The organism is Candidatus Tremblayella endosymbiont of Pseudococcus viburni (assembly GCF_964031255.1).
Map to the genome: position 1 here is coordinate 45,723 of NZ_OZ035015.1, position 25,341 is coordinate 71,063.

Consider the following 25,341-nt stretch of genomic DNA (forward strand, 5'->3'; position numbering starts at 1 on the left):
AGCAGGTCAGGCTCTGAGGGCAACCAGCATGCTGAGCCCGGCTCTGCGCAATGGCGTAACTTATGGCTGCATCGTGCTGATGGGGATGGGTGAGCCAATGCTGAACTACGGCGCCATGGTTAGGGCCATGGCTGTAGTCACAGCGTGCGGGCTGCACGGGGTTCGATCGGCAAAGGATATAACCGCATCGACGTCTGGCATTACGCCTGCGCTTTACAGGCTGTGCCGGGACCTGCCAGTATCCATTGCGCTCTCGCTACACCTGCACGACGGCCTTGCAAGGCGGCTTTTAGTGCCATGCTTCTCTAGCGCTGCGGTGCTGTCCATGGTTGATTCCTGCTTCTACTACCTGAGGGTCGGCGGAGCTGGCAGGGTCACCATCGAGAGCTGCCTGGTTCGGGACATTAGCGACAGGCTGAGCCAGGCAAATGGCATGGCTCGCTTCCTGGCACGGCTCGCGTGCATGGTAAACCTTATCCCTATGAACAGCATTGGCGGTGGGGTGTACTCTCCGCCGCGCAGCAGGTGTACCGCAGGGTTCGCCCTAGCTGCAGTGCAAGGGCACTCTGCCATAGTTCCCAGGATTCCGCGCGGCCGGGACGTGCGGGCGGCGTGCGGGCAGCTAAGGGCATGACAGCCTAGCGCCGTCCCGGGTAGCGGCAGCTCAGTGCCATAGAAGGAACCTAACTGCCCAGGCTTCGATGGGCTTGGCCAGCAGAGCCCTAAGATACGAGGGCGCTGCGGCATAAGTCAGCTCACCTGTTGCAGCGATGGCGCCAGCGCATCTTTCACCGCAGTATGCTGGTGCTTCATGGGAGCTGACTTAGCAGCGTAGCAGTAGCGCAGCTAGGAAACGTAGCCGGCAAGCCGCCCTCGTTGGCTGTGTACACAGGAGCACGGCGCGTCGATGGGACGTACTGGTTGCGCGCACGGTGCTGAGTGGGTCCTGTCGGCGTAGCAGCATACGTTTGTTACCCAGTGTGCCACATGCACCGTCGCAGCACTAGCAGTGATACCAGTGATATCCATCGTTGGTGCACCCAACGTCGGCAAGTCGTCGCTGTTCAACCTGGTAACGCATGGCGACTGCACACCGGTTAGCCACATACCAGGCACCACGGCATGCAGTAGGTACGGAGCTGGTAGGCTGTACAGGAGGGCCTTCGGTGCTTACAATGTCGTAGACACTGAAGGGTACGGTGCAGTCAGCCACAGTGCGTGCGCTGCCTTAGATTACCATGCAGCCATAATGGTGCTGGATGCTTCAGTAGGTGTATCCGCAGAGGATGCAGCAGTGGCAAGGCGTGCGATAAGAGAGGGGCGGGTGCTGTACGCTGCAGTGAACAAGTCTGACCCCGGGCGCCGCGTTAGCAGGCCAGCTGCACTTCCTGCGCATGGTGTGTTCTACACGTCGTGCACCCATAACACTGGGGTGCGTGAGCTCATGATTGCGGTACTGATCTCACTGTCACGGTGCCTGAACCCATGCTGCCAGGCACGGCATGCCAAGATGCTGCTGTGCGACGTGCGCGTAGCAGTTGCGGGCAGGTGCGAATCAGGCAAGGCAGCCCTACTGTCAGCACTTGCGGGCGCCGTACCGGCGCGCAGCGAGGGTCTATGGTGCAGGGCTTTGCACGTCATGGTAGGCAAGCACACTTGCTTGCTCCAGGAAGTACCATGTGTTGCAGCATGGGCGCACGGCGCAGGCACGCACAGGCTGCCTCTTCTGGCAATGCTTCGGGCCATAGCGTCGTGCGACGTGGTGCTTCTCGTAATAGGCAACCCGAGCAGGCTACATCCCCAGGACGCCCTAGTGCTCGGATACTCGAGGAGGCGGAGGAAGCCCGTTGTTGTTTGCTCCCATGGCGTCGGTGCCAGGGCAGCAGCGCAGCGAAGAAGCACTGCTTTGCGCACAAAGGCCGGAGCACTGGTGCGTGCCTTGCACGGAGTAGCGTGCAAGGCACGCAGGCTATCTCGGCAATCTCTGGAGAGCCTGCGTGCGGCGATCAACTTGCGCCTAAGGTCCGAGGGGATCAAAGGAAGGGCTGGGTGCGTAAGGCAGGGCGGCAGCATACCGCTGAGGCTCATAATAACGTGCCGCAACGCAGGCACTATGCGGCGCAGGGCAGGGTGCATTAGGGCAGCTGCACAGGACGCTCTGCCAGGGTGTTCGCACGTTGCTCTCCTAGATATCAGGGAGGATCGTTGCACACTGGCACGGGCATAGCACGGAGCGCTGCAGCCATGGTTTCGGCATATCTTTCAAGCATGGGGTACCTGTTGGTACGACCCCGCCTTGCTGGCTGCACTGCGGGCGGCATGGCAGAGGCCTACCTATCCTCGCAAGTGGCCTTCCTGCAGGTGCCGCAACCCTACATTGGTGCACCATGCAGGCGTCAATACTACATGACGCCCGTCCGCATAGCGCACCACGATGGTCGCCGGAGGATGGCGAGGCAGCTGGGCATAGAGCTGCTGAAGGCGCGCGGCATGTCCGATGCTTCGGAGGCAGTGCAGGTTGCAGCAGACGTCATGGCGCTGTGCGGCGTACGAAACCCCGCGCTCAGCATTAGCGCACCAGAAGTTGCGTGCACGCTGGTTAATGCGCTCGGAGGCAGCCTAGCCGCATGGAGGGCCTTCCTTACGCAGGACCTGGGCAGCATTGCGCACCGGCGCTGCGCTACCGCCCTGCCTTGGCTTGCATCAACATACCGCGACATGTATGCAACCCCCCTCGTTGGCCGTTTCGAGGTGCTGCGTATGGCGAACATGGCGGCGCAAGCTGCAGATTGGCCCTGCGCGCCGGTGCTGTGCTTCATCGCACGCATTGCAGTACGCGCGCTGCAGGGTCGCATTCTGGTGGACTATACGCAGGATGCAGGCTTCTTCAGGCATGGAAGCCTGGTGCTGCGTGCGTACTGCGGCAAGAGTGCAGCGCCAATGGTACAGGGTGGGAGCTATGCTGCCTGCGATGGTAGGCTGTCTGTCGGTGCAATAGGCCTTTCCCTGCCCCTTGACCTCCGATGCACCCACACCCCATCGTAGCAGTAGTATTTGAACCTACTGCCTTATGATACCAAATCAGAAGCGCTGCCCGGCTGAGCCACGCTCCGCCCCCCCAGCGCAGCCGTCCTTGCTCAGCGGCAGAGCAGCGGGCCACACCAACGAATCGTGTAGGACGGGAGGGCGCGCTGCATGTTGCTCCGCAGCAGCACAGCCGGCCCAGATGATCGTAAACCTGCAGGCTCAGCCATACTGCAGCAGCATCCAGAGACTATGGCTGCGCACTGCCTTAGGTGCAGCATTGCTGTGCGGGATAGAGCAGCTAGGAAGCTCACCGGGCTCATAACCCGGAGGCCGTGGGTTCAAATCCTACTCCCGCTACATTGCGGCACTTGCGTCTTTGTGACACCGGAGCGCCGTCGAGGCCAGGATGCCACTAGTTAGGAAACCGTGGCTGGCAGGCATCTGCCTCGGCGCGCTGGGGCAGGGGTATTGTTCCTACTGGCCTACAGGCAGTTCTTATCGGGTCGTATCATCCAGGCTGGCATAAGCACTTCAGGCTGGATGTGCAGCTGGATTGCAGGAGGTTAAGCGTCCTCCATATAACGACCGCATAACGCTGCCGTTAATCATACTCAAGGTTCGTATTTCAGAGGGTAGGAGACATCATATGGGCCTCAGGCGACATGCGCAATAGGGGGTTTATCATTGGCGGTACGTAAGGCAGGACAACGCTATGCTGCGAGTTGCCTCTGGCCCACCCCAGCTGCCTAGGCCTGCCGCAGTAAGGACGCTTTTCTGCTACGTCGCCCGGCTCAACACCCGCCCCATACAGCACGGTTCGCCAGGGGAGCTGCGAGGAGACTGTGGATCTGGTTAGATCCGGCCAGTGGTTGCGCTGCGTGGGTGGTAAGGGCTGGCGCCTTAGCTCGACCAGCTTAACCTAGCTGCTGTGCGATGGAGCGCCTTGCGCCACGCCAGGCGAGCATCTGAGCTAAGGCGCCAGCCCAGCAGCAGACTACACCAGCCTTTAAGGCCAGGCCTGCCATGCACGCAATGCTCGGCTGTACGGACCTGGTACGGGCGCTCAGAGGTCCGCGCAGGCTTATTCGGCAACGGCAGCAGGTGCAGAGTGGCGACGGCCCGGCGTGCGCGCAGCGACTACGGTGCAATGAAGCCAAGGTACTCGCCAGGCGCGTGATGTCACTCCGCGCCACGCCTGCTAGGGAGCGGGCGCGAAGTATGCCAACTCACGCCCTGTGCCGGGGTGCGCTGAGCGATATGGTGTGGGTACTTACGGAACAGCAGGCGTACCGCGCCGCGCCGTGCTGCGAGGCTGAGGATGGGCAGCAGGCTTGCCAGTGGGCGCGGTACGCCTGCTGTTGCTGATGTAACCGTGGGCTGAGAGGTTTAGGGCCAGGGTGAACTCTGCATGGACAGGTTGCGATGCAAGGCTCAGCATGCTGTGCATAGTGATAAAGGCAGTAGCGCTATCCATTGCTGCATTCGGGCTCGCAGCGTCACTGCTAGCCTCTGACGCGCATGGTGCTGTGGATCCTAGCTTGGGGTTCGTCGTGTATGCAGGGCACTTGCTAGTCGTGCCGGTGGTACGGCTAGCGCATGATAAAAGGCATACTGCGCATAGCGCTGGATGTGGCAACGATCAGCAGGGCACCCAGGCCTGGCACCTGCCTGCGTCACGCGGCTCCTGCTGCCGCGTCGGTTGTGGGTTCTTCACTTCGCTGCTCAATGCGCCAGAGTCCTGCACCCTAGGCCTGGCGCTAGCCTGGGGGCACTGCTGGTTAGTGCCGAGGGTCATGCTGCCCATGTCGCTAACATCACTAGCGCTTACGCTCTGCGCTTCATGAACCGCGTTGCATTGCTTATGTCGGATGTCAAGCGCGGCTGTAGCAATAAGGCCTGCGCGCGCTTTGTGGTAAGGATCCAGCAGCGAGGGCTTGGGGGTAGCATCGCAGTTTCCAGGGTGCATGTGGGCACGCTGCTGGCAAATGGCAAGCAGCTTGTTTCGCTGGAGTCTGACAATAAGACCATAGAAGTCCCGTGCTGCCTGGCACTGGATGGGTGCTCGGTTGCCGAGGTCTACGTGCTTGCAGAGGTGGCCAGCCTCCCTGCTCGTTGGCGTGCAGCATTACGAAAGCATTGCTGGAGCTCTGCTCTGCCATTGCCCGCAGGCAATGGAGCCCTAGGTGCTCACGCCCGCAGGATCGCAAGAGCTGCAATATCGCACCGCTCTGCGCCTGAGCGCAATGCTACGGCATCAATGCTGCGCGCCCTGGCTGCATCAGGCCCGGTGGTGCGTCCTGATCGTGCTGCCGGAACTGCATACATCGGATGGCGTAGCTCCTGCGTCGACTGCTGTGCACGAGCAGCGCAGTGCGCTGGTCCGAGGGCTGCAAGGCGAGACGACCTGGCGTTAGCGCAAAGGGCTGCCCGGTCGCATGGATATAGGCTGCCACTGAGCATGAGGCCATGGCTAGTTGCACTCTGCTCAGGCCAGGCGGTGTCGGAATATATTGACGCCCGCGCGCTTATAATTTGGTGGGCTGAGCTGAGAGGAACGCCAATGGGTGCAAGGCTAGCCCCTGGCAGCAATGGGCTGGGCTGGCGGGCAGTCAGCACTGCGCTGCTGTGCACTCAGCCAGGCTACGAGCACATATCGGCGTGGGTATGCGCGGAGCTTCTCTGCGTGCTGGTGCAGCCTGCCACTGTGCTGGTGTTCTATGCGTGCACTGGCCGGATAGTGTGGTGTGGTGTCGTTGGGTCGTGGGCTGAGCTACTTACCAGTTCGGTGGCGCTAGGAGCTGAGCTGGCCGAAATGCTGTGCTCGCCAGCGCATTGGCACTTGCGAGCTGGCGCAGTGCAGTGAGGCTGCCAGTATATATGGACCACGGTGCGTCTACGCCAGTGGACCCGACCGTGGTGGCAAGGATGCTGCCTGCGCTGTCTGAGGTGTACGGCAACCCTTCCTCTGATTCGCACTCGCACGGATTGCTTGCTCGTGGCGCTGTTGAGTCTGCGTGCAGGCTGGTTGGCACCTTCCTCGCAGCCGATGTGCATGGGGTCATTTGGACCTCCGGAGCAACTGAGTCGAACAACCTGGCCATAAAGGGCATAGCCCAAGCGCACACGAGCAAGGGCAGGCACATCGTTGCATCAGAGGCAGAGCATGAGTCTACTCTGAGCGTCCTTGAGTTCATGGAGTCCGAGGGCTACGTAACGTCCAGTGTTGGCGTTGACAGGCGAGGCGTAATTGACTGCGGCGCGATCCTTAGGGCTGTGCGAACTAGCACCGTCCTTGTGTGCATGTCGCTCGCCAATCATGAGACGGGGGTGTTGCAGGATGTCGTGCGCGTGTCTAGGCTGTGCAGGTCGAATGGCGTTGCGCTGCACATAGACGCCGTACAGGCAATTGGAAGGCTGCGGTGCAGGGTGGATGCGCTGGGCGCATCAACAGTGTCCCTGTCAGCACATAAGTGCTACGGCCCGAAAGGGGTAGGCGTGCTGTATGTTTCAGGTGAGTACCTGTCTTACATCAGGCCTCAGATGCATGGAGGCGGGCAGCAGGGCGGCATCCGAGCTGGTACGTTGCCCACCCACCAGCTCGTTGGCATGGGCGAGGCGTTAAGGATGGTGGCCCTTTGCGGCGCTGCGGACAACAACATGGCACGGGTAATGTCTACGAGGCTAGTTGGCGGTGTGCTGACACTAGGTGCAACCAGGCTGAACGGTAGCGCTAGGCGCAGGGTACCTCACGTCGTGAATGCCAGCTTCGGAGGAGTAGAGGGCGAGTCGCTCATAATGTCTATGCGCAACGTGTCCGTGTCTACTGGGTCTGCATGCACCTCTAGCTCCCTTAGCCCCTCCCGCACCCTGAGCGCCATGGGCAGGACGTGGGGCGTGCATAGCTCACTCAGATTCGCGATCGGTAGGTTCACCAGCGCGTCCGAGGTAGAGTACACCATAGAGGCCGTAAGGAAGAGAGTCATGGAGCTTAGGACTTTGTCACCTACCTACCTAGGTGATTGGCGTGTATAGCAAGAGGGTCATGCGTTACTGCAACGACCGTAGGAATGTAGGGTCGCTCCCTGAGCACGCAAGTGATGTCGGAACTGGGGTGGCAGGCTCGGAGGCATGTGGCGACGTAATGAGGCTGCAGGTTCGCATAAGGCACGGCATGGTGGATGAGGTGAGGTTCCAGACGTACGGCTGCGGCTCAGCTCGAGCAGCGAGTTCACTGGTTGCGCGGTGGATAGAGGGAAGGCCACTGGCAGAGGCGCTCGAGGTCAGGAACAGCGCGATAGCCCACGAGCTAGGACTGCCTCCAGTGAAAATCCACTGCTCAATACTTGCAGAGGAGGCACTAAGGGCAGCGGTGGCGGACTATAGGAGCAAGAACGCCAAGCAATGTGGAGGTTAGGCCTAACGCACGGCGCAGCACAGCTCATAGGCGACTCGCTTGGCGCTGGGCGGCTGGTTGGCGCGCACATTGCACCGGGCGGGTGTAGTGGCATGCTGTGCCTACTAGCTACTGATGGCTCTGTGTGCAGATATGACGTTCTGTGCATATCGCATGGCATGGTCGCAGCGGTACGCAACAGCGCTGCTGTTCCACCGCCACAGCTTACCGTTATAGTCACTGGACGTAGCGCCGGCTGCCTTGAGGTGCAGGCAAGCGCGCGCTATGGCATATGTGGTTGTGGCAGGTCGTTCTGCGCATAGGGTGCTGGGGAGGCGGGTGAGGATGCTACAAAGCATACGCGCAGCTGTTATAGCTTAGGCTGCGCGTGCAAAGGCATGAGCATGCGGGCGGTGTGCCCATGCCGATGCAGCTTGCTCGCCTGGAATGCGCGCCAGCTTTAGATGCCCTTGCATCTAGCGCAGACTACCTTCCAATTCGCGCGCAGCACGTTCGCTTGCAGGGTGGTGGCGCCTAGGGAGCCATGCTGTCATACTGCAGCGCTGCACTGGAGACCCCCTGGGACGGCTGGAGCTGCTGAGGCAGCCTACGCCAATATCTTGGGCTTGGCAGTGTCCTGCCATCCGCACCCGCTCCTCTAACCGCGCGGGTTACCATGACGTGCAGGCACATTCAACAGCATTGACCGTTGCTGCATCCGACGCTAAGCGGCTTACATGCCAACACAGCTCATTGGCTATGCATGCTCTCAGCTTTGCTATACATTGTAGTCGGTTTATCAGCCAGTGCGGTGCACTGCACCATAATCGATAGCTGACTGTGTGTATGCCAGTCTATGCCATGCACACCCTGCTCCTGCCAGATATAGGACTGTGCCCGTTCGGGTGGTGCGCTTTCTCTAATGGGGGGTCCATATGCAGCACTCTGGCTGTGTGCGGCGTTCTTCTGCGTCAACAGTGCGAGATGCAGGGTGGATGCGCTACCTGCAGGGTGTCGATAAGGCACGGTTCTGTGGCACTAACTCCACGCTCCTCCGTTGAGAATAGGCTGCTTGGTTGCGCTCGTGCTCTGAGGCTAGCGTGCCAGTGCCATGTCCGCTGCTGCGCTGGCTTGGTAGTTGTTGATGCAGTGTAGCGCCAGAAAGGTGCGGTCGTTGTATACAGCAATAGTGCTGTTGCTGTTGCAGCACTCCTTGCTATAGCTGCACTGTGTTTATGGGAATCTGCGCGTGCGTTGCAGTAGAAGCTTATGCATTGCCCTGTGCACAGTTGTAGCAGGAGCGCTTATAGTCATGTGCTGACACGAAGATATACCAATGCCGGCTGACTTAGGTAGTCGCAAAGGCAGTAGGCGTAGAGCGTAGAGGAGTATGCGATGGCATGGAGGGACCGTGCTGCGATTGAGGCTTTTTAGCTACTGAGGGGCAAATGGCGCATTGCGCACCAGCGGCATGGGCTGCGCCCATGAGTCTTGGCACTATGAATACGTCAAGTTCGCAAGATAGAACTGCCTGCGATGCTGCGCTAGTGCGCAGAGCCGAGTCCTTACGGTGCCTAACGCAGCTGCTTGGGCTTAGCGCTCGTCGCCTATGAGCTGTGCTGCGGCGAGCGCGTGTCTGCTCGATTCGTCAGCGTTGACCATGTGCCGTAGGACCTTCCGTGCAGCCTCCTTGTTCCTGTGCTGTGACCTATCACTCTGGCACTGCACTACAATCCAGGTAGGGCGTTGCCCTGACAGCAGAGTCAGTCTTGTTCACATGCTGCCCGTAGGCCCCCGAGGACGGAAGGTGTCTATTCACCCGTCGGCTAGGTCTATACAACGACGACAGTTGCTCTGGTGTTGGCTCGATGCGTGCGCCATGGTAGTCTGCCTAAGGTTGGCTGAGCTGTAGGGACCTTCTGATCATCGGGTTGCAGCCTGACTCAAGCCGGAGGTAGCATGTGGCGCCACATGCAAGGTTGCGCACATTGTGCCTACGCACCCGTCGCCCTCTCTACGACGTCCACCCTCCATCCACTCCGGGCAGCATAACGCGCGTACTCTGCTTCCGTCGCACGCATCGAGCCAACCGGCGCACGGCATGACCGTGGCACCACAGGAAGTACTCGGGGGGCGCACAGGTGAACGGCACCTCACCGCCTTCGCATTGCGCCTCGCCCATGGAGCATGCTAGCCGCACCACCCGAACGGACGTGCCCGTTATGGTCCCGTCCGAGCACCGCAGTGCTGCTAGCAGTGCTCGCAGGTAGTGGTACTCGCGCGCATGTGCCTGGACGCTTGGCCTTGCGTCCGCGCGATGCGCTACGGGGCGACCATGCTGCCGCGGCGCTGTGCGCCTATGGTGCATGCGTCTTTACGTGCACACCTGCAGGCAGATAGGTTGCGTCATGTCAGCATGGTGGTGTTAACACGGGGTTGTACTAAGTCCGTAGCATAGCACGTATACCCTGGGCTGCCAGTCGGCTGCCTTGGCGTAGCCTGCACGTGAGCATACCTAGCGCAGCGGTCATTACATCGACGGGCGTAGCGCCATGCCAGAACGACGCTGCATGACATGCTGGATGCGCGCCCCGCGTAATGTTCTGCGTGTGCAAACCATGCACAGGTTGCGGTAGGGTAGCCCATGCGGCAATGGTAGCTGAGGCCAGCGCAGGCACGTTGCAGCAGTCGCACTGTAACCCAAGGACTTCAGCCATGCAGCTAGTGCACGGGGTAATAACGGCAATAGTAACGCCTATGATGGAGGATGGCGCCATCGATATCGAAACGTTCCGGGAGCTTGTGTCGTGGCAGATAGAATTAGGCGTGAGGGGCCTTGTCGTCGCTGGAACCACAGGCGAGGTTTCAACCCTATGCCATGGCGAGCACATTGCGCTGGTTGGGGAGGCAGTGCAGATAGCACGGGGCAGAGCATGCATCATTGCCGGAGCGGGCAGCAACTCAACCAACGAGGCCATTGAGCTTACGCGGCATGCGAGGGATGTTGGCGCTGATGTTGCCCTGCAAGTCGTGCCGTACTACAACAAGCCCACGCAGGATGGCCTCTACCGTCACTTCAGAGCAATTGCCGAGGCGGTAGACATGGATCTGGTCCTGTACAACGTGCCGTCTAGGGTTGGTGTAAAGCTGCATCCGTACACCACTGCCCGTTTGTCGCAAGTGCCGGGGATTGTTGGCGTCAAGGACACAGAGCAGAGCATGCTCTCAATGTACAGGATGCTTCGAATGCATGGCGTAAGGCATGGGTTCAAGGTGTATAGCGGCGACGACATGACGTCCCAGGGGGCCGTGCGTCTTGGAGCACATGGCGTTGTGTCTGTTGCCTCCAACCTAGCGCCAGCGCTATGCGTGCGCTGGCACGAAAACGGCTCTTCCGGGGCGCCGAGCGATGATGCGTTCGTGCTAGACTCGTTGCGAAAAAGCATGTTTGCGCACGCAAACCCCATGCCAATCAAGCATTCGCTGCACGAGGCAGGCCTGTTAAGGCGCGGCATTAGGCCGCCGCTCACTTGGCTGCCATGCACCCTAGGCATAGAGCTGTGCAGCATGGCACGCAGGGCGCAGAGCATGCAGCGTTGGGGATGGCGATGAATCCCCAAGTCTGCTACTCACTTGACTGGATGTTTGACGCCTGCTTGCCCTTTGGTCCCTGTATAACGTCGAACGACACCTTCTGTCCCTCCTTGAGTGTCTTGAACCCCTGAACGTTAATGGCCGAGAAGTGTGCGAACAGGTCCTCACCGCCTTCATCTGGTGTTATGAATCCAAAACCTTTAGCGTCGTTGAACCACTTGACTGTGCCTGTGGCCATATAGTGTAGCCCGTGTAATTTGGTTGCGCAGCGTTGCCGTGTGCCTATCTTTCCTTCTTCTCGGTATACCAGGTGTGCTTTCTTATCTTTGGATCGAACCGCAACACCATAAGCCTACCCTGCCGTGACCTCCTACTCCTAGTTGAGTAGAAGTGACCTGTTCCGGCGCTGGAGATTAGCCTTATGACAGCGCTGCTTGGCCTAGACATGAACTAGCGACATGCCTGCCTTGATGTACGTCCTTAATCCAGCGCCGGATAGCCTGGCCCTGATCAACCTACGGCTTATAGCGCACCAGATCCTCCTACGATGTGAGTTGACCATGAAGCGCCTACGTGCCTTGTTCTGAGCGTGCGAGACCCTGTTTCCTAGCATGTGTACCTTGTGTGCGATGGCGCAGTGCAGTGTCATCGTAGTGTGCTGACGCATAGCTGGCGCTGTGGCGAGTCTGGGTATCGAACCCAGGGCCTGCGGATTATGACCCCGCCGCTCTGCCTCTGAGCCAACTCGCCATGCGTTGCTGTGCGCCGACGCTCCAGCGCTACCCCATAAGCACGCCGATGCCCATCCATCCTGGTCCGCACGCTATGCGTGGCGTGCTCTGCCAGCGCTACAGTGTCCACCCAACGCATGGTTGCTGCCTGGAAAGCGTGCGAATGGACTGCCCGACAGCGACCACCAACTAAGCGGCTCCAATAGCACCAGGCGCCGTGCAACAATGCGCGCGCTCTTCGCATATACCAGACTCCACCACCACGCACAAGCCTTTGATAGACGTTACATTTCGTCTGAGGCTGCACGGAAGTCAGAAAGGAACGTGCGCCGATCTCTGCTGTTTATGCCAACGACGCTCGGAGCCCGCGGTGCAATCTTGGCAACGTCGGCATGGGCGTGCACCTCGTACAGCAACCCCAGCACTGCGTTGGCAGGCTCGCACCGAGCGTATATTGTTGATACCGTGCATTGATGCGATTAGCAGCACCGGCGTCTGCCCTAGCCATCATTCCTAAGGATGGGCGCTCCGACCATGCGCCCAATCGACCTGCCAGGCTGCCATGCCCGCCGAATAGCCTATGCTCCGTAAGGACGCATCTGCCCTCTTAAGCCTAAGCCAGCGCGACACACCCTATAACCGCCGCGCTTGCTTACCAGCTTCACCTACGACACTACGTCTGCACAACCTGCTGCAATGCGCATTATAAATCTAGCAAAGCAGCGGCCATGCCAGTGCGTGCTCCGCTCTGTGCAGTAGAGAGGTGTCGTGCGTGTTGCTCAAGGCGCCCTTGCGAACTCTGTGGCAACCCTGTACGCCACCCATCGCGCAGCGCCTTGATAGCTGCGCTATCCGCATGCATTTTTCTATAGGACGAGTTTACCAAGCATGCCTCAGCAAGACCGCGCACTGCACTGCAAACGTGCAGCATAGCCGGATGTTCAGCCCCGCACAGTATGGTAAGCTGGGCATCGACGTGCCGGATGGGAACTGCTCGCCACGGCATGCCTCTGCCCAACCCAAGGAGCCTGGGATATGTGCGTCCACGCACTGCTCCAGAGAACATGTGCACAATTCGCGTCCCACCATGTACCGACACCTAGTCAACCGCGCCGGCTCCATGCAAGCACAGCGTGCTAGCACATCCAGACCGTGCTGACACTGCAGCCATGCTCCGCATAAGCCCAAGGCTATACGTGCCAAGCACCGTTGCGGCAACCCTGGAACCCCAGGTTAGTGGTGCAGCTGAGCTAACAAGGCCAGGCCGGCGAGCTTTTCTCCTAAGGCGCGCCGTCCTGTAGGCGTGCGGCAGAGCTGCGCGTGATAGCATGAATCCACACCCCGCCTCAATGAGCCGCAAGGCGTACGTGCAGTCCGTTGGTGCATAGCCCAGCAGCCCCATTGCGTTAGCACTACCATGCCTACGCGTTACGCCATCGCCCCCGTGCTTAGCAGCAAGGGCTCCCATTGAAGCAATTGCCACTGAAGCTAGCGTTGACTCGTTCAGTCGCCGCGCCCTTCCGCCCCCAGTGCCTACAGCGTCAATCGACGGGGCGCGAATGTGTGCTCCATCCCTGCTCGGTCCTATATATCTAAGGATACGCGCAGCCCTAAGTAGCCCATCAGATAGGCCGCAGGCATGCAGCGGTCGCGCCATAGCCTGCCGCGAGTACTGTGGGGAAACGTGCACAAGCAACGCTAGCTTGCTGTAACCAATGGCGTGCATAGATGGTCCATGCACGCATAGCGGGAGCTAACGCTGCTGCTCACGTCGAAACGAGAGCTGGGCTGACCATGTTGGCAAAAATGGCGCCCCTGTACTGCGTGAACTCGGACTCTGGGTGAAACTGCACGCACTGCGTTGGCAGGCTAGCATGCCTAACTGCCATGACCTCGCCAATGCGTTCCATGCGCATACCCTCATGCCATGTGCAGGATAGCGCCGTACTGTTAGGGAGTTTACCGTGCCGCCATGAAGCCTTGCGGCACACCGTAGAGCAGGCCCGCACCGTCGTGGAAAAACGCTGCATGGCCTACCATGTACCGAGTACCTGCGGTCGACACTCTGCCTCCAAGAACTGAGCACACAACCTGGTGGCCTAGGCACACGCCCATAAGAGGCACAACGCCTTGCAGTGATGCGAACAGTCTACCAAGGTTCGCATAGTCACCAGGTGAGCCGGTCCTGGTGACATGCACACGAGGCCTGGGCGCAGTGCAAGCACCCTGTCCTGCGTTGCATCGCATAGCCCTACGGTAATCACAGGGCAACCGGTTGCGGCAACGCAGGCTGCTATATTGCTCGTGAATGAGTCCCGTGCATCTATAAGTACGACCATTGCCTACGATGCGCCTACTGCATAGCAGCAGAGCTCTGTGCATGGCAAGAGCGCCATGGTAAGCTTGTTGCACACCTCTCTTAGCTCGCTCTCTGGAACGGAGCCGGATACTATGCCCGCAGCTGCCTGTGCATACACTCGTAGCCCATTGACTATTGGCAACCTGATGGCAAGTGATAGCTCGGCGCAGCGCGACGTCACTAGGCCTGCTGCGCAGCCATATACGCAGCGCCTAACGCCCTCCGCCCTGCGCGTAACGCGCAACGCAGCAGATCGAGGAGCGCCAACTACTGTCCAAGCCGGGAAAGTAGACGCGAGCGTTGGTGCAATAGACAGTCGCATTGCCGTGCGCCTCACGCAGCTTACAACATGGTTGACGTGCGCCCTAGACAAGAGAGCAAGGCTTGCATCAGGCACGCCTGGGTGGTCTGCATGCGGGTGGTTGCATCCTGCATAGGCACCGTCGTCCCACATGGCATCGTGCCCCAGGATGCCAAGCGCCCCAGCTGCAGCGCGGTGAGCTTGCGTAGCGGCCCTAGTGCGTAGCCCTAGCCTGCCAGCCCACCTGCAAACAGCGCGCCCCGTGTCCCCATAGGAAGAGGATGTGCACAGTTTTGGCGTACGTAGCTTCGTGCCCCTGCCACAGCGTTCGAGCACCGGGGCATGGCTGCGGGCGCTTACGTGTTTGCCTAGCACAGAGCCAATAGCTGCGCACAGTCTGCCGATGCCTACAGTGCGAGCAGGCGCTGCGCGTACCATGGCCCTTCCGTAGAGCGTGCGGGTATTAGTGCAGCGACACCCGACCATTGGTGTACAGTCTTCTCTGTCCAGCTCGGATGTGCTTGAATCATGGCCATTGCCGGGCATGTAGCTCAGCGGTAAGAGCAGTCGACTTTTAATCGACCAACGGTTGTTTCGACCCCAACCAGGCCAACGTAGGGGGTATAGCTCAGTGGCAGAGCGTCTGCTTTGCACGCAGAGTGCCGTCGGTTCGATCCCAACTACCTCCAGTGTGGAGAGATGGATGAGAGGTCTAAGTCGCACTATTGGAGGTCGTGTATAGATCTATCGGGAGTACCCCTCTCTCCGCACCATGCGGCGCAGCAGGTGCCCATGATTTGCGCATGGTGCCTGCAACGACATCCGCCGTGCGACACTAGCATACTACGCATGCCCACATACTATGCTACAAAGTCCTGGTACGCTGGGGCTGATGCATGGCGCCAAGGCGCCATAATATGCATCCACGACACTGCGGCAAAGCGCATAGCTCAGCTGGCAGGTCGTACGCGCGGTTTCGCCAGCTTATACACTTGTGGCATGACAGCACGAGGGCAGTGCCACCTCGGGCACTGCCGCATGCTTGCACTGTTCGATATGGCTAAGCGCTGGGCTGCCGAGGCTGGGATACACTACATTCACGCCAGGAATGTGACCGATGTTTACGCCCTACGCACCATGCGCCGCCCTGATGCACGCTTCTTGCTTCAGCGCGCTTCGTGCATAGCTTGCACACACAGTCGCTTCATTGGCTGGCTTAACGTAGCTAGGGCTGACTTCGAGCCTATTGCCTCTCGGTTCATGGAGCCTATGCTCTTCTCTGCAAGGCAGCTAGTAAAGCGCAAGCACGCACGACTGTCCTATACTGGCGGTTTGGACTTCAGGTCAGCCAGGTGCCCGGGCTATGGCGAGGCCCTAGGGTTGTCATCACGCACCATAGGCACCCACCATACAGATTCAGACTTCGCGCTATGGCAGAGACGTAGTGGTATGGCTCCGCCTCTGTGGCATGCTCCCTATGGGTCAGGTAGGCCCGGATGGCACACAGAGTGCGTAGCAATGTGTGGCGGCATATTCGGCGGATGTGCCGACGTGCAAGGTGGGGGGCAAGATCTCAAGTACCCGCACCATGAGAACAGCGCAGCGCAGGCCAGATGCCTTGGCTGCTACATCGGCGGCACGCTCTGGGTTCACAACGGCCACGTAATGCTTGGAGGGCGCAAGATGTCGGGCTCGCGCTCGAACGCAACAGGGTGTTACGTACGCTATGGGAACGCAGGAGCGTACGCTGTGCGCCTGTGCCTTCTGCTAACGCACTACAGGGCGCAGGCAAGCTGCGGACCTGGCTGCATGAGGCTAGCCCTACGTGCGTTAGAGCGCATGGGGGTAGGCTTCCCTTACCCAATTCTGACGCCATACGCAGCCGATTGGACCGATGAGCGGGCAGCATTGCTGAGGGAATGCATGTCCAACGACCTCAACTCGCAGCGTGCTACGGTGAACGCCATTGGCCTAATGCAACGGTCGTGCTGCGGCATCAGAGATAGACTTCAGATTGCTGCGATAACGGCTGCAATGGGCCTAGGTTGCTACTGCGGCGCAAGCACCCAAGCAATTGGCAACGCCAGGCTCGCTAGACGTATCGGCATGGGCATAATAATCCTGCGCCGCTGTGGCTGCCGGGCAAGCGGAGCCTACTTCTACGCCGACATGCTGAGACATACCGCAATGGCGGGAGGGGGACATGCAGACGGCACGCGCTACGGAGGATCGACGCGAATGCGCAGAGCCTAGCACTCATGGCATGGCTTGGCGATAGAGCTCCTAGCAGGCACACAGCCATTGGTACTATGCGCAGGCGTATGGCGTGAGGGCATGCCAATGCATGGCATTGTGGTGCGCAAGTTCGGCGGCACGTCCGTTGCCGGTGCGTCGAGGCTGGCAAGGATAGCCTCTGCAGCCCAACGGCGCCAGCTGTCTAGGCGTAAGGCTGTTGTCGTAGCATCGGCAATGTCTGGCGAAACCAACAGGCTAGTTAATGCGCTCAAGCGAACGGTGCGCGAGCCTGAGCCTATTGCTGCTGATGCAGTTGTGTGCACTGGTGAGCAGGTAACCATTGGTCTCCTGTCCGCCGCGCTATGGGAGCGTGGCGTGAGCAATGCTGCGCTAACTGGGTGGCAAGTCCCCATCGTAACCAATGGCGCCCATACGCGCTCACTAATATCATCAGTGCGCGCAAGACGCATTTACACCGTGCTCAGAGCGTCAGCTGCAACTATGGTTGCTGGTTTCCAGGGCGTAAACGCGCTCGGATGCTCGTCTACGCTAGGCAGGGGAGGTTCTGACACAACCGCAGCCGCCCTGTCCAGCGTTCTGCGGTCGCCGTGCTTGATTTACACTGACGTAGATGGAGTGTGCACAGGAGACCCCAGGCTAGTACCAAGCGCGCGTGTCATCCTTAGAATATCCTATGAAGAGATGTGCGAACTTGCTGGGTTTGGCTCCAGGGTAGTGCATGACAGATCGCTTACATTGCAGGGACGGAGCGCAGTTGGCATGTCCGTGCTGTCTAGCTCGTCCGGCACATGCAATAACGAAAAGTTACGCACGAGCGTTTTCTTCAACCTCGGCAGGCTTATGCCCATGGACAGGCCGCAGGTCACCAGTGTATCCTACAGGAGGTGCAGAGCATACGTTTACTTGCGCACATCGGGGGGTGGCGACGTCATCCTAACGCTTGGCGCATTGGGTGGTGAGAAGATTGAGCTGCTTTCGTGCCTGCACTCCGGCGCGCGAGGCGTGCGCGCAGCTATGACGTCGCCAGCCGCTGCCGCACCGGGGCTTGAGGGCGCCCTGTGCCATCTCCGTTGCTGCACCAGGCTACGCAGGTCCCAGTGCGACGCGGCGTCGTGCGACGTTTCCACTGTGGGCCTGGGCATACGCTACGCCCAGGTTGCATGCAGCATAGCCCTCCCCATGCTCCGCCGCGCCCATGCCATTGCGACGTCAGAAATCCGTCTCTCGCTCTGCCTAAAAGAGAGGGACCTGCGCTGTGCTGTTGGCCGTATGCACCTTGCCTGCCTGCACGGAGACTGGAGACGTGCACCTCGCTGACTCGGCGCTACTTGGCTATAGTAGTACCCATGACCAGGTGTGGGTTCGAATCCCACCGTCTCGCATGGCAGTCCTGCTACGGCATGCCGTAGTCTACTTCGTCTAGCGGTCAGGACGACACCATTTCACGGTGTAAACAGGGGTTCGAGTCCCCTATGAAACAAGGGAGCGGTAGTTCAGTTGGTGAGAGCATCGGCCTGTCACGCCGAAGGTCACGGGTTCGAGTCCTGTCCGCTCCGCTCCGCAAGGTGCTGCAAGTAGGCCTAAGCCTGAACAGGGGCGGCGGATGCTATGGCTGCGAGACTATGCAGCACTGCGCATCGAGGTTGGAACAAGGGCCGCATGGCACGGCGCCCGCTTGCTGTGCGGCAGCGGCAGGCGCACCTGCGGTATGCGGCGCACCGGGCAACTAGGTAGCCCGTGCGCAGCAGTTGCTGCTAGATATTGCGCATGGGCAACGAGGCGCTAGCAAAGGCTGCGGAGAGCATCGTTAAGGGAGACCTTTGACGCTGTCCTGCCGTCGACCCTCTTGACTACCACGGCGCAGTTCAGTGCGTACCTCGCGTTCCTTATGATACCCCCTGGCACCACAACAGAGCGCGGTGGTATGCTGCCATAGCTTACGCTATCCCCCTCCCTATCGTAGACCTTGGTGCTCGAGCCTAGGTGCAGACCCATTGCCAGGACTGAGCACTCGCCGACCAGCACTCCCTCTGCTACCTCTGACCTAGCGCCGACGAAGCAGCCATCCTCGACTATCACGGGCCGAGAACCTATGGGCTCTAGTACGCCGCCTATGCCCACGCCTCCCGATATGTGCACGTTCCTGCCTATCTGGGCGCATGATCCAATGGTAGACCAGGCGTCCACCATTGTGCCCTCGTCTACGTATGCGCCAATGTTAATGAAGGAAGGCATTAGTACTGCGCTGCCTGCAACGAAGGCGCCCGACCTGACCATGCACGGAGGAACACACCTAAATGCAGGTAGCACTCTGTTCGCTAGGGCCAGCTTAGGCATAACTTTATCGCGGTACGTCAGATCACCGCACCTTATGGTGCACGAGGCCTCCGACATAAAGTACAGCAAAATAGCCCTCTTGATCCAGCCGTGAACCACCCACCGCCCCGACTCCCTAGAGCACACCCTCAACCTGCCTTTACCTAGGAGCGATACCACGCTCCTGAGTACCTCTAGGGCCTCCCTGCTCCTATGGACAGAGCAAAGCTCCTCTCTCCTATCCCATACGCTTTCCACTACCCCTGCCAGTTCATGCTCAGCATATAGCATTTACGCTGCCCAGTTGTGGTTAGTTACAACAAAACAAAGTCGCAAGGCCAGCGGTGCAACAGTCCCCAGTGGCGGATACGGTAGCGATGCACTGCACGCGCGTAGTGCATGCCGTCTGCGCCCTACACGATGCATGGCCCTAAGCCCAGGCATTGCTTGCATGCTGCCTGGGCACAACCACAACCCCTACTACAATGAGGCATGGCATCATAAGGAAGTTTCTAGAATTCGGAGCTCACATAGGCCATACAAGTAGCACGCTGCGTAGTGGCATGGATAAGTACATCCTATGCCTTCGCGGCCCACAATGCATCATAGACCCTGCAAAGGCTGTGCTCAGGCTACGGTTGGCTGCTTCATTCCTCAGAGGGCTGGTTTGGGAGGGCAAGGTTGTGCTCTTCCTGTGCACTGACTTAGGACACTCTCAACACGTGGCACGCGTTGCAAATCGACTGGGAATGCCCGCTATAACTGACCGATGGCGTGGCGGCACTCTAACCAACTTCTCCACTCTCGCGCCTAGGCTCAAGGCATACTCACCTCGCCTGAACAGAATGCCAGATGCTCTGTTCATTGTCGGCCTCCGTCGGCATGCTATAGCACTACGGGAGGCTAGGAAAGTTGGCGTGCCTGTTGTTGCCGTAGTTGACACAAACTGCTCTCCATGTGGCGTCGATTACCCCATACCGGGCAACGACGACTCAGCACAGGCAGTCAGAATGTACCTTTCTAGCCTTGCTCAATACATTGACCGCTGCCATGCATTGCACCAACCATGCGAGCGCTATGCGGGAGCTGCGGGCAATCACCGGCACTCCACTGCGGCATGAGCAAACGCACTCGCTAATGCTAGCTACGACTTGAGCGCAGCTATTGCGTCGTCACTCTCAGACCATATTTACTAGCAATAGCTGCGCTACGATTACCCGCGCGATGCGCTGCATCCGTTCCGGATGTGCAGCCGTGCTGGTTGAGGCACGGCTGCACCACAGACTTCGCACGGAGCAGGGAGGCCGAATAATAGCCCTTCTGGCCGGCTGTGCGCACACTTCCATGCCTCACAGAGCTGCTCCCTGCTCCGTGCCGCGACCACGCAGGCACCACAACGGCAGGGCAGCCGGCCGTGCTCTAAGGCAGCCTGCCGCAGCATTGCTCACCACTTGGCTGCCATGCACCCAGGCATAGAGCTGTGCAGAGCTCCTATGCCGTGCCGCGCCAGACTACGCTGCAGTGCTGGAGTACCAGGCCTACGAACCAGGCACATCCGAGAATGTTGGCGCTGCGGCAGGCGACAAGGGCTAGGCGTTGCTTGCTACAAGCCGCGGTGCTATTGCCTAGCTGCTTGGCAGAGCAGCGCCTACCGACAGAAGCCAAAGCAGCATGGCTATTCCCCGCCGCCCAGTACGCAACGGTTGAGGCAGCATGCTACCCCGGCACGCACAGAGCACAGAATTCGGTGCTGTGCCCCTGCTGCTGCTTTACTGGCCCGAGTGCTGCCAAGGATGCGCTAGCGTAGGCCAATGCAGTCGTGCAGTGTAGCGCCGCTAGTCGTATACCTGGCCAGCGCAGCAGCATAGCGCTCGCTGACGTTGCCGTGTGTCGTACTCCTATGCCTCCTGCCAACAAGGATAAGGCACTTGATGTACCCACCTTTGTCGTAAAAGGCCGCAGGCATGGCGGCATACCCCTTGCGCCTTAGGATAACGCCATGCGTATAGCCTCTGTCCTGTGGAGCAGCAGAGGTATGGGCCTCGCGCTGCGTGCACAGCTGGCGCAGGTGGGGCGTGGCGTTATCCTAATCCGACCAGCACAGGCCGCCCAGCGGCAAACCGTACGCTGGCACAGAGCAGGCTTGCCGACGATGCCCTTATAGAGCTGACCTCCCACCCCCGCAGCGCCATCCCTGCCTCGTAGCGTGCAGATACGGCAATGCGTTCGCTGCATTGTTGGTTTTCTGCTCAAACACCCTGCTAATATGTGACATTTGGAAGTGTATGGCTTCGCTGGCCTGCTGCGCGTTTGCTACTAGCCCAGTGCTTTAGCCTTGCGCAGCAGCGGCCCTCTGCTACAGGGCCTGCAAGGCTTCTGCCTTCGATGCTCAGCGGTACTGGTACCGATAATGCCACCAGACCCTGCGCTCCGCGCACAGCCTTCGGCGCCTCGGAGCTCGCTGGTAGGCGGCTGCGGTTGCATGCGCAACAGTTCCCACCAGTACACACGCAGTAGCGTGGCATGCAGCCCGATGGCTCTGCTACCTTAGGCAGGATAGAGCGCTAGTATGGCCAGCGAAGCATGCGCGTAGGGATCGAGCGCAGTTCAAGCAGAAGGATACCACGCGGTGCCAGTTGCTACTGCAGACCCACGGGCACTTCTAGCAGGAGCGCACACTTCGCGTGGCATCCTGCTGCTCTATTTTGCGAACATCCTACGATCAAGGATGTGGTGCGTTGCACATACCCCAAGGCAGCATGAGCAACACGTTCGGTTGCACATTTGCGGTATCGACTTTCGGCGAGTCTCATGGTCCGGTTGTGGGGTGCGTGGTAGATGGTTGCCCGCCCGGCGTGCGCATGGTCGACGTCGGAATACAGGCTGAGCTCGATAGGCGCAGGCCTGGCAGTTCCCAGTACGTCACCCAGAGGGCGGAGGCTGACAGAGCAGTCATAATGTCCGGCGTGTTCAGAGGGGCTACAACTGGCGCACCCATTGCTCTCGTGATGCGCAGCACAGACCAACGCAGCTCCGACTACCGCGGCATACGGCATGCATTCAGGCCAGGCCACGCAGACTATCCTTACCATGCAAAATACTACCACCGGGACTATCGAGGGGGAGGCAGGGCGTCAGCAAGGCTAACGGCGCCTGTGGTAGCGGCAGGAGCCATAGCCAAGGCCTACCTATCATGGGCACACGGCGCTAGAGTAAGGGGCTGCATGATGAGGGTAGGCACAAGGCGCGCGAGGTATGCTCACTGGTGCTACGTACGATCAAACCCGTTCTCAAGCTGCGACGCCAGGGCATCTGGCACTGCTGCACTGTGCATGCTGCGTGCGCTGCAGCATGGCAGCTCTGTCGGAGCTACGGTTCTAGTGTGGGCGGAGGGCCTGCCTGCTGGCCTAGGTGACCCCCTGTACGCCAAGCTTAGCTCGTCCCTGGCACACGGCATGATGTCAGTGAACGCAGTGAAGGCGGTACGTATTGGACTTACTGGCATGGAGGCGTGCGGGTACCGTGGCGACATGCTCACGCAGCGCGGCTTCTTGTCGAACAGGCTTGGTGGCATTGCAGGAGGCTTATCTACTGGGCAGGACATCGTAGCTGCAATTGCACTGAAGCCCACCCCCAGCTCGTGCAATTACCGCAGATCAACAAGCCGGGCTGGCTTGTCGGTATTCATGAGGACGAGGGGCAGGCACGACCCCTGCGTTGGAATGCGTGCTCCGCCCGTCCTGGAAGCCATCGCTGCGTTGTGCGCAGCTGGTGCGTCCATAAAGTACCGCGCTTCTATATCCGGGCATCGCATCCCGTCCCAGCACCCAGCATCGTACCTTTACTAGCGTTGCTCAGGGTGCGATGTCGCATTGATAATACGGAGGACGCTGGTTCGATACCAGCCAGGCCCATTGTACTGCCTAGGGTGCAGAGCTACCGCTATGCCTGCCTGCCGCTGAGCTAAGCTCTGCAGGCACACCATCGCCTCCTGTCCAATGCATGCACACGGGGCTTGACGGCAGGCATAGCGCCATCCATAGCCCAGCAGCGCAGATCATACGAATACAAGATTCGGCGCTGCTTGCAGTAAAAAAACAGCGCTGCTGGATGAGCGACGATGCTCTGGCTCCGCTGGCATGGCCGTTGTGCATGCTACTGCACCAGATTGCGGCGCAACCAATACAGTATACGTCAGCAATGCTGTCGTATACTACACCAAGGCATAGGAGGGCACATTAGCACTGGCAGGACAACGTACCGTGTCAATGATGACATCGCGGCGAAAATGGTGAGGGTAATAGGCCTGGACGGCAAGCCTATGGGCGTCATGAGCACAGAGCGGGCGCTGCGCGCATCAAGGGAGCTCGGCACGGATCTGGTGGAAGTGGCGCACAATGGTGCACCTCCAGTGTGCCGTATGATGGATGAAAGTAAACACAAGTATCAGGTATCCAAGAGGCAGCACAGAGTTAGGTCAAGACAGAGGGTCGTACAGGTCAAGGATATGAGGTTCTCTATCTGCATTGGCGCAGAGGACTATAGGATTAAGGTGTGCAAGTGCATAGGAATACTCAGGTCAGGGGATAGCGTCAGGGCAACGGTGCATTTCAGGGGCAGGGAAATGCGTCACCAGGGTGCAGGATCGCAGCTCTTGCACCGCATAGGCACAGACCTCTCGCCCCATGGCATCGCACGCGGCAACGTGAGGAGGGAGGATAGGCACATATCTCTAATGATAACACCGCTCAGCAGCTCTACAGTGCGCGAATGCCTGGGCTAGGATGAGGAGCAGCATCTCTAAGAGACTGAGGCTAAGGCCCAGCGGCTCCGTCAAAAGGGGCTCAGCAGGCAGGAGGCACCTTATGACGGACAAACCAATGCAACGGAAGCGGAGGCTGAGAGGTGCTCACAGTGTCCATGGTAACGACATGACGCGGATAAGGCGCGCCATGTTGGCCTGACGCAGCTTAAACATGCCTAGGGTCAAAAGGGGCGTCGCAGCTAGGTCGAGACACAGGCGTATAGTACGACTTGCGCGCGGTTACAGAGGCCGTAGGGGCAGTGTCTACAGGGTAGCTATGCAGGCGGTAACCAAGGCCCGGCAGTATTCTTACTCCGACAGACGGCTAAGGAAACGCTTCTTCAGGGCGCTATGGATTCTGCACATAAGCCTAGCTGCACGAGAGGCTGGAACAAACTACAGCACGATCATGGGGCGCATGGCGCGCGAGAGGCATGGCATATCCCGCCGTACGCTTGCTGCCATCTGAGGCTTTGCAGTCTGATGGCTAAGCTCACCGCGTAGCAGCTGGTTCTAATAAACGCCATTACGACAGGGCTTGTGGCAACGCGCGCTCCAGCTAGTGCTCAGAGCTCATGCCTACTGCTCCCATCCAGCAAAACCTGCAGCAGCATACGTTAGCCCAACGGGGCTGGAGTTATATAAGCAGCCCCTGGCAACCTCGGTACTGCTGCAAAGCAGGTGAGCCAAGGTGCCTAGACGCACTGTCCTTCTTGTGCGCATGGGGAGCAGCCGAATGCTCACAAGCGCTGCAGGGCATAGGGCACTCTGCCGCGCAGCTAGGCTGGGGCGCATGTCACTGCAGCCTACATAAGCAGAGGGTAAGCAACGGGCATAGAGCCGCCCTGTATATTTCAGGATTGCACAAGGCAGCAGGCGAAGCAGCGCAGTATCAGCAAAGCTGCCGGGGCTGGTATATTTTAGGACCTTGTACTGCTTTTAGTAGTCACAGCACCGCCTGTATGGCATGTGCGCCGCAAGTCATAGTAATCACTCTGAACAGTATCTTAGGCTGCAGCGACGCAAGTGGTGCCATTCAACATGCTACAACGAAGAGAGTATAATTCGCAGCACTGCCTGGCTAGGGCTACCTACAGCAGAAGCATGGTGCGGATAATATGCACCGGCGAGCTTAGCCTTACGCTCACATAGTTACCGTAGGCTAGTGTAAACACCATCGGTATATTAAGCAGCGCTATGATCTACTTTCTGATAGTACCTTAAAGCATTCCTACGGAACAAAACCAGGCATTGCGTTCAGCATCACTACATAAGACCTTCAGTGCATGCTTCCTTCTTGGCAGACGTCATGAATACACCGATATTTGCAGGCAGCATAGCATTGCACTGTAAGAGCCGGAGCTAATGATAAGCGAAGCGTAAGGAGGAGTGTGCAGCACAGCTAACAGCACAGAGGCAGACTTCTATCGGCGGGGCTATAGTTGCCATGGCATGTGCAAGGCATGCACCAGTAGAGCATAGCAGCCTACAATGCCATGGTGCGTGCGTAGCACGGGGGCTCTAATAGAGAGGGGCATGTTGGCGCTAGTAACCTAAGCC

The 25,341-nt window shown here is 59.2% G+C and carries 21 protein-coding genes, 5 tRNA genes and 4 pseudogenes; 19 read left to right on the forward strand and 11 right to left on the reverse strand.

The genetic code is table 11. From position 1 onward, the window contains the following. Positions 1 to 85: 85 nt before the first annotated feature. From AAHM87_RS00305 to AAHM87_RS00340, 8 genes and pseudogenes are all read left to right on the forward strand, one after another. Positions 86 to 634: a hypothetical protein gene (locus AAHM87_RS00305; protein ID WP_457913217.1), complete on the forward strand. Its 549-nt coding sequence runs from the start codon at positions 86 to 88 to the stop codon at positions 632 to 634. A gap of 384 nt (positions 635 to 1,018) precedes the next feature. Then, the gene (locus AAHM87_RS00310) at positions 1,019 to 2,227 is read left to right on the forward strand and encodes a GTPase (protein WP_457913218.1); all 1,209 of its coding nucleotides are present in this window, start codon (positions 1,019 to 1,021) and stop codon (positions 2,225 to 2,227) included. 92 nt (positions 2,228 to 2,319) lie between these two features. Continuing rightward, on the forward strand, positions 2,320 to 3,045 hold the full coding sequence (locus AAHM87_RS00315; RefSeq protein ID WP_457913219.1) for an ATP phosphoribosyltransferase regulatory subunit: 726 nt from the start codon (positions 2,320 to 2,322) through the stop codon (positions 3,043 to 3,045). A gap of 265 nt (positions 3,046 to 3,310) precedes the next feature. After that, a tRNA-Met gene (locus AAHM87_RS00320) sits at positions 3,311 to 3,384 on the forward strand. Positions 3,385 to 3,647: 263 nt separating this feature from the next. Further along, positions 3,648 to 3,725, forward strand: a pseudogene (locus AAHM87_RS00325) (hypothetical protein); the annotation flags it as partial. Between the two features lie 2,179 nt (positions 3,726 to 5,904). Continuing rightward, positions 5,905 to 7,059: a cysteine desulfurase family protein gene (locus AAHM87_RS00330; RefSeq protein WP_457913220.1), complete on the forward strand. Its 1,155-nt coding sequence runs from the start codon at positions 5,905 to 5,907 to the stop codon at positions 7,057 to 7,059. A gap of 10 nt (positions 7,060 to 7,069) precedes the next feature. Then, entirely contained in the window at positions 7,070 to 7,441 is a 372-nt protein-coding gene (locus tag AAHM87_RS00335; RefSeq protein ID WP_457913221.1) for an iron-sulfur cluster assembly scaffold protein, read from the forward strand. An 840-nt stretch (positions 7,442 to 8,281) separates the two neighbouring features. Then, positions 8,282 to 8,575 (forward strand): 2Fe-2S iron-sulfur cluster-binding protein, encoded by a 294-nt coding sequence (locus AAHM87_RS00340; RefSeq protein ID WP_457913222.1) that lies wholly within the window; start codon positions 8,282 to 8,284, stop codon positions 8,573 to 8,575. Between the two features lie 512 nt (positions 8,576 to 9,087). Here AAHM87_RS00340 and AAHM87_RS00345 read toward each other — a convergent pair. Then, a pseudogene (locus tag AAHM87_RS00345) lies at positions 9,088 to 9,221 on the reverse strand (peptide chain release factor-like protein); the annotation flags it as partial. A 914-nt stretch (positions 9,222 to 10,135) separates the two neighbouring features. On the opposite strand from AAHM87_RS00345, the gene dapA reads away from it, so the two are divergent. Then, positions 10,136 to 11,032: a 4-hydroxy-tetrahydrodipicolinate synthase gene (dapA, locus tag AAHM87_RS00350; protein ID WP_457913223.1), complete on the forward strand. Its 897-nt coding sequence runs from the start codon at positions 10,136 to 10,138 to the stop codon at positions 11,030 to 11,032. A gap of 13 nt (positions 11,033 to 11,045) precedes the next feature. Here the strand turns inward: dapA and AAHM87_RS00355 are convergent, their stop codons facing one another. The 8 genes and pseudogenes from AAHM87_RS00355 to AAHM87_RS00390 form a co-directional block, all read right to left on the reverse strand. Continuing rightward, positions 11,046 to 11,252, reverse strand: coding sequence for a cold-shock protein (locus AAHM87_RS00355; RefSeq protein WP_457913224.1), 207 nt, complete (start codon positions 11,250 to 11,252; stop codon positions 11,046 to 11,048). 44 nt (positions 11,253 to 11,296) lie between these two features. Beyond that, on the reverse strand, positions 11,297 to 11,461 hold the full coding sequence (gene rpmG / locus AAHM87_RS00360) for a 50S ribosomal protein L33 (protein ID WP_457913225.1): 165 nt from the start codon (positions 11,459 to 11,461) through the stop codon (positions 11,297 to 11,299). Further along, positions 11,454 to 11,681 carry a bL28 family ribosomal protein gene (locus AAHM87_RS00365; protein ID WP_457913226.1) on the reverse strand — a complete coding sequence of 76 codons (228 nt, stop codon included), beginning with the start codon at positions 11,679 to 11,681 and terminating at the stop codon, positions 11,454 to 11,456. Before AAHM87_RS00365 ends, rpmG begins: the two co-directional genes overlap by 8 nt. Positions 11,682 to 11,692: 11 nt before the next feature. Continuing rightward, positions 11,693 to 11,764, reverse strand: a tRNA-Met gene (locus tag AAHM87_RS00370). 1,080 nt (positions 11,765 to 12,844) lie between these two features. Continuing rightward, positions 12,845 to 13,471 (reverse strand): hypothetical protein, encoded by a 627-nt coding sequence (locus AAHM87_RS00375; protein WP_457913227.1) that lies wholly within the window; start codon positions 13,469 to 13,471, stop codon positions 12,845 to 12,847. A 40-nt stretch (positions 13,472 to 13,511) separates the two neighbouring features. Continuing rightward, positions 13,512 to 13,775 (reverse strand): glutamine amidotransferase-related protein, encoded by a 264-nt coding sequence (locus tag AAHM87_RS00380; protein ID WP_457913228.1) that lies wholly within the window; start codon positions 13,773 to 13,775, stop codon positions 13,512 to 13,514. Beyond that, positions 13,705 to 14,084: pseudogene (locus tag AAHM87_RS00385) on the reverse strand (glutamine amidotransferase-related protein). Before AAHM87_RS00385 ends, AAHM87_RS00380 begins: the two are co-directional and overlap by 71 nt. Before the next feature lie 3 nt (positions 14,085 to 14,087). Beyond that, positions 14,088 to 14,951, reverse strand: a complete 864-nt coding sequence (locus AAHM87_RS00390; protein WP_457913229.1) for a chorismate-binding protein — start codon at positions 14,949 to 14,951, stop codon at positions 14,088 to 14,090. On the opposite strand from AAHM87_RS00390, the gene AAHM87_RS00395 reads away from it, so the two are divergent. The 5 genes from AAHM87_RS00395 to AAHM87_RS00415 all read left to right on the forward strand — a co-directional run bounded on the left by AAHM87_RS00395 (position 14,946) and on the right by AAHM87_RS00415 (position 18,217). After that, positions 14,946 to 15,017: transfer RNA gene (locus AAHM87_RS00395), tRNA-Lys, on the forward strand. The two genes, AAHM87_RS00390 and AAHM87_RS00395, sit on opposite strands and share 6 nt — an antisense overlap. Before the next feature lie 5 nt (positions 15,018 to 15,022). Further along, a tRNA-Ala gene (locus AAHM87_RS00400) sits at positions 15,023 to 15,094 on the forward strand. Between the two features lie 160 nt (positions 15,095 to 15,254). Then, the gene (locus AAHM87_RS00405; protein ID WP_457913230.1) at positions 15,255 to 16,658 is read left to right on the forward strand and encodes a hypothetical protein; all 1,404 of its coding nucleotides are present in this window, start codon (positions 15,255 to 15,257) and stop codon (positions 16,656 to 16,658) included. 87 nt (positions 16,659 to 16,745) lie between these two features. Beyond that, complete coding sequence (locus tag AAHM87_RS00410) at positions 16,746 to 17,978, forward strand: aspartate kinase (RefSeq protein WP_457913244.1); 1,233 nt, start codon at positions 16,746 to 16,748, stop codon at positions 17,976 to 17,978. A 165-nt stretch (positions 17,979 to 18,143) separates the two neighbouring features. Beyond that, positions 18,144 to 18,217: transfer RNA gene (locus AAHM87_RS00415), tRNA-Asp, on the forward strand. A 226-nt stretch (positions 18,218 to 18,443) separates the two neighbouring features. Here AAHM87_RS00415 and AAHM87_RS00420 read toward each other — a convergent pair. Further along, a complete protein-coding gene (locus tag AAHM87_RS00420) occupies positions 18,444 to 19,268 on the reverse strand; it encodes a 2,3,4,5-tetrahydropyridine-2,6-dicarboxylate N-succinyltransferase (protein ID WP_457913231.1) in 825 nt (274 codons plus the stop codon). A 194-nt stretch (positions 19,269 to 19,462) separates the two neighbouring features. Here AAHM87_RS00420 and rpsB point away from each other — a divergent pair, with 194 nt between their 5' ends. Further along, positions 19,463 to 20,098 (forward strand): 30S ribosomal protein S2, encoded by a 636-nt coding sequence (rpsB, locus tag AAHM87_RS00425; protein WP_457913232.1) that lies wholly within the window; start codon positions 19,463 to 19,465, stop codon positions 20,096 to 20,098. 960 nt (positions 20,099 to 21,058) lie between these two features. Here the strand turns inward: rpsB and AAHM87_RS00430 are convergent. Further along, positions 21,059 to 21,214 (reverse strand): annotated as a pseudogene (locus tag AAHM87_RS00430) (SsrA-binding protein); the annotation flags it as partial. A gap of 522 nt (positions 21,215 to 21,736) precedes the next feature. On the opposite strand from AAHM87_RS00430, the gene aroC reads away from it, so the two are divergent. The 4 genes from aroC to rplT all read left to right on the forward strand — a co-directional run bounded on the left by aroC (position 21,737) and on the right by rplT (position 24,250). After that, positions 21,737 to 22,825 carry a chorismate synthase gene (gene aroC, locus AAHM87_RS00435; protein ID WP_457913233.1) on the forward strand — a complete coding sequence of 363 codons (1,089 nt, stop codon included), beginning with the start codon at positions 21,737 to 21,739 and terminating at the stop codon, positions 22,823 to 22,825. A gap of 272 nt (positions 22,826 to 23,097) precedes the next feature. Beyond that, positions 23,098 to 23,760 (forward strand): translation initiation factor IF-3, encoded by a 663-nt coding sequence (gene infC, locus AAHM87_RS00440; protein ID WP_457913234.1) that lies wholly within the window; start codon positions 23,098 to 23,100, stop codon positions 23,758 to 23,760. A 1-nt stretch (position 23,761) separates the two neighbouring features. Next, a complete protein-coding gene (locus AAHM87_RS00445) occupies positions 23,762 to 23,941 on the forward strand; it encodes a large ribosomal subunit protein bL35 (protein WP_457913235.1) in 180 nt (59 codons plus the stop codon). A 12-nt stretch (positions 23,942 to 23,953) separates the two neighbouring features. Further along, complete coding sequence (rplT, locus tag AAHM87_RS00450; RefSeq protein WP_457913236.1) at positions 23,954 to 24,250, forward strand: 50S ribosomal protein L20; 297 nt, start codon at positions 23,954 to 23,956, stop codon at positions 24,248 to 24,250. The last annotated feature ends 1,091 nt before the right edge of the window (positions 24,251 to 25,341 follow it).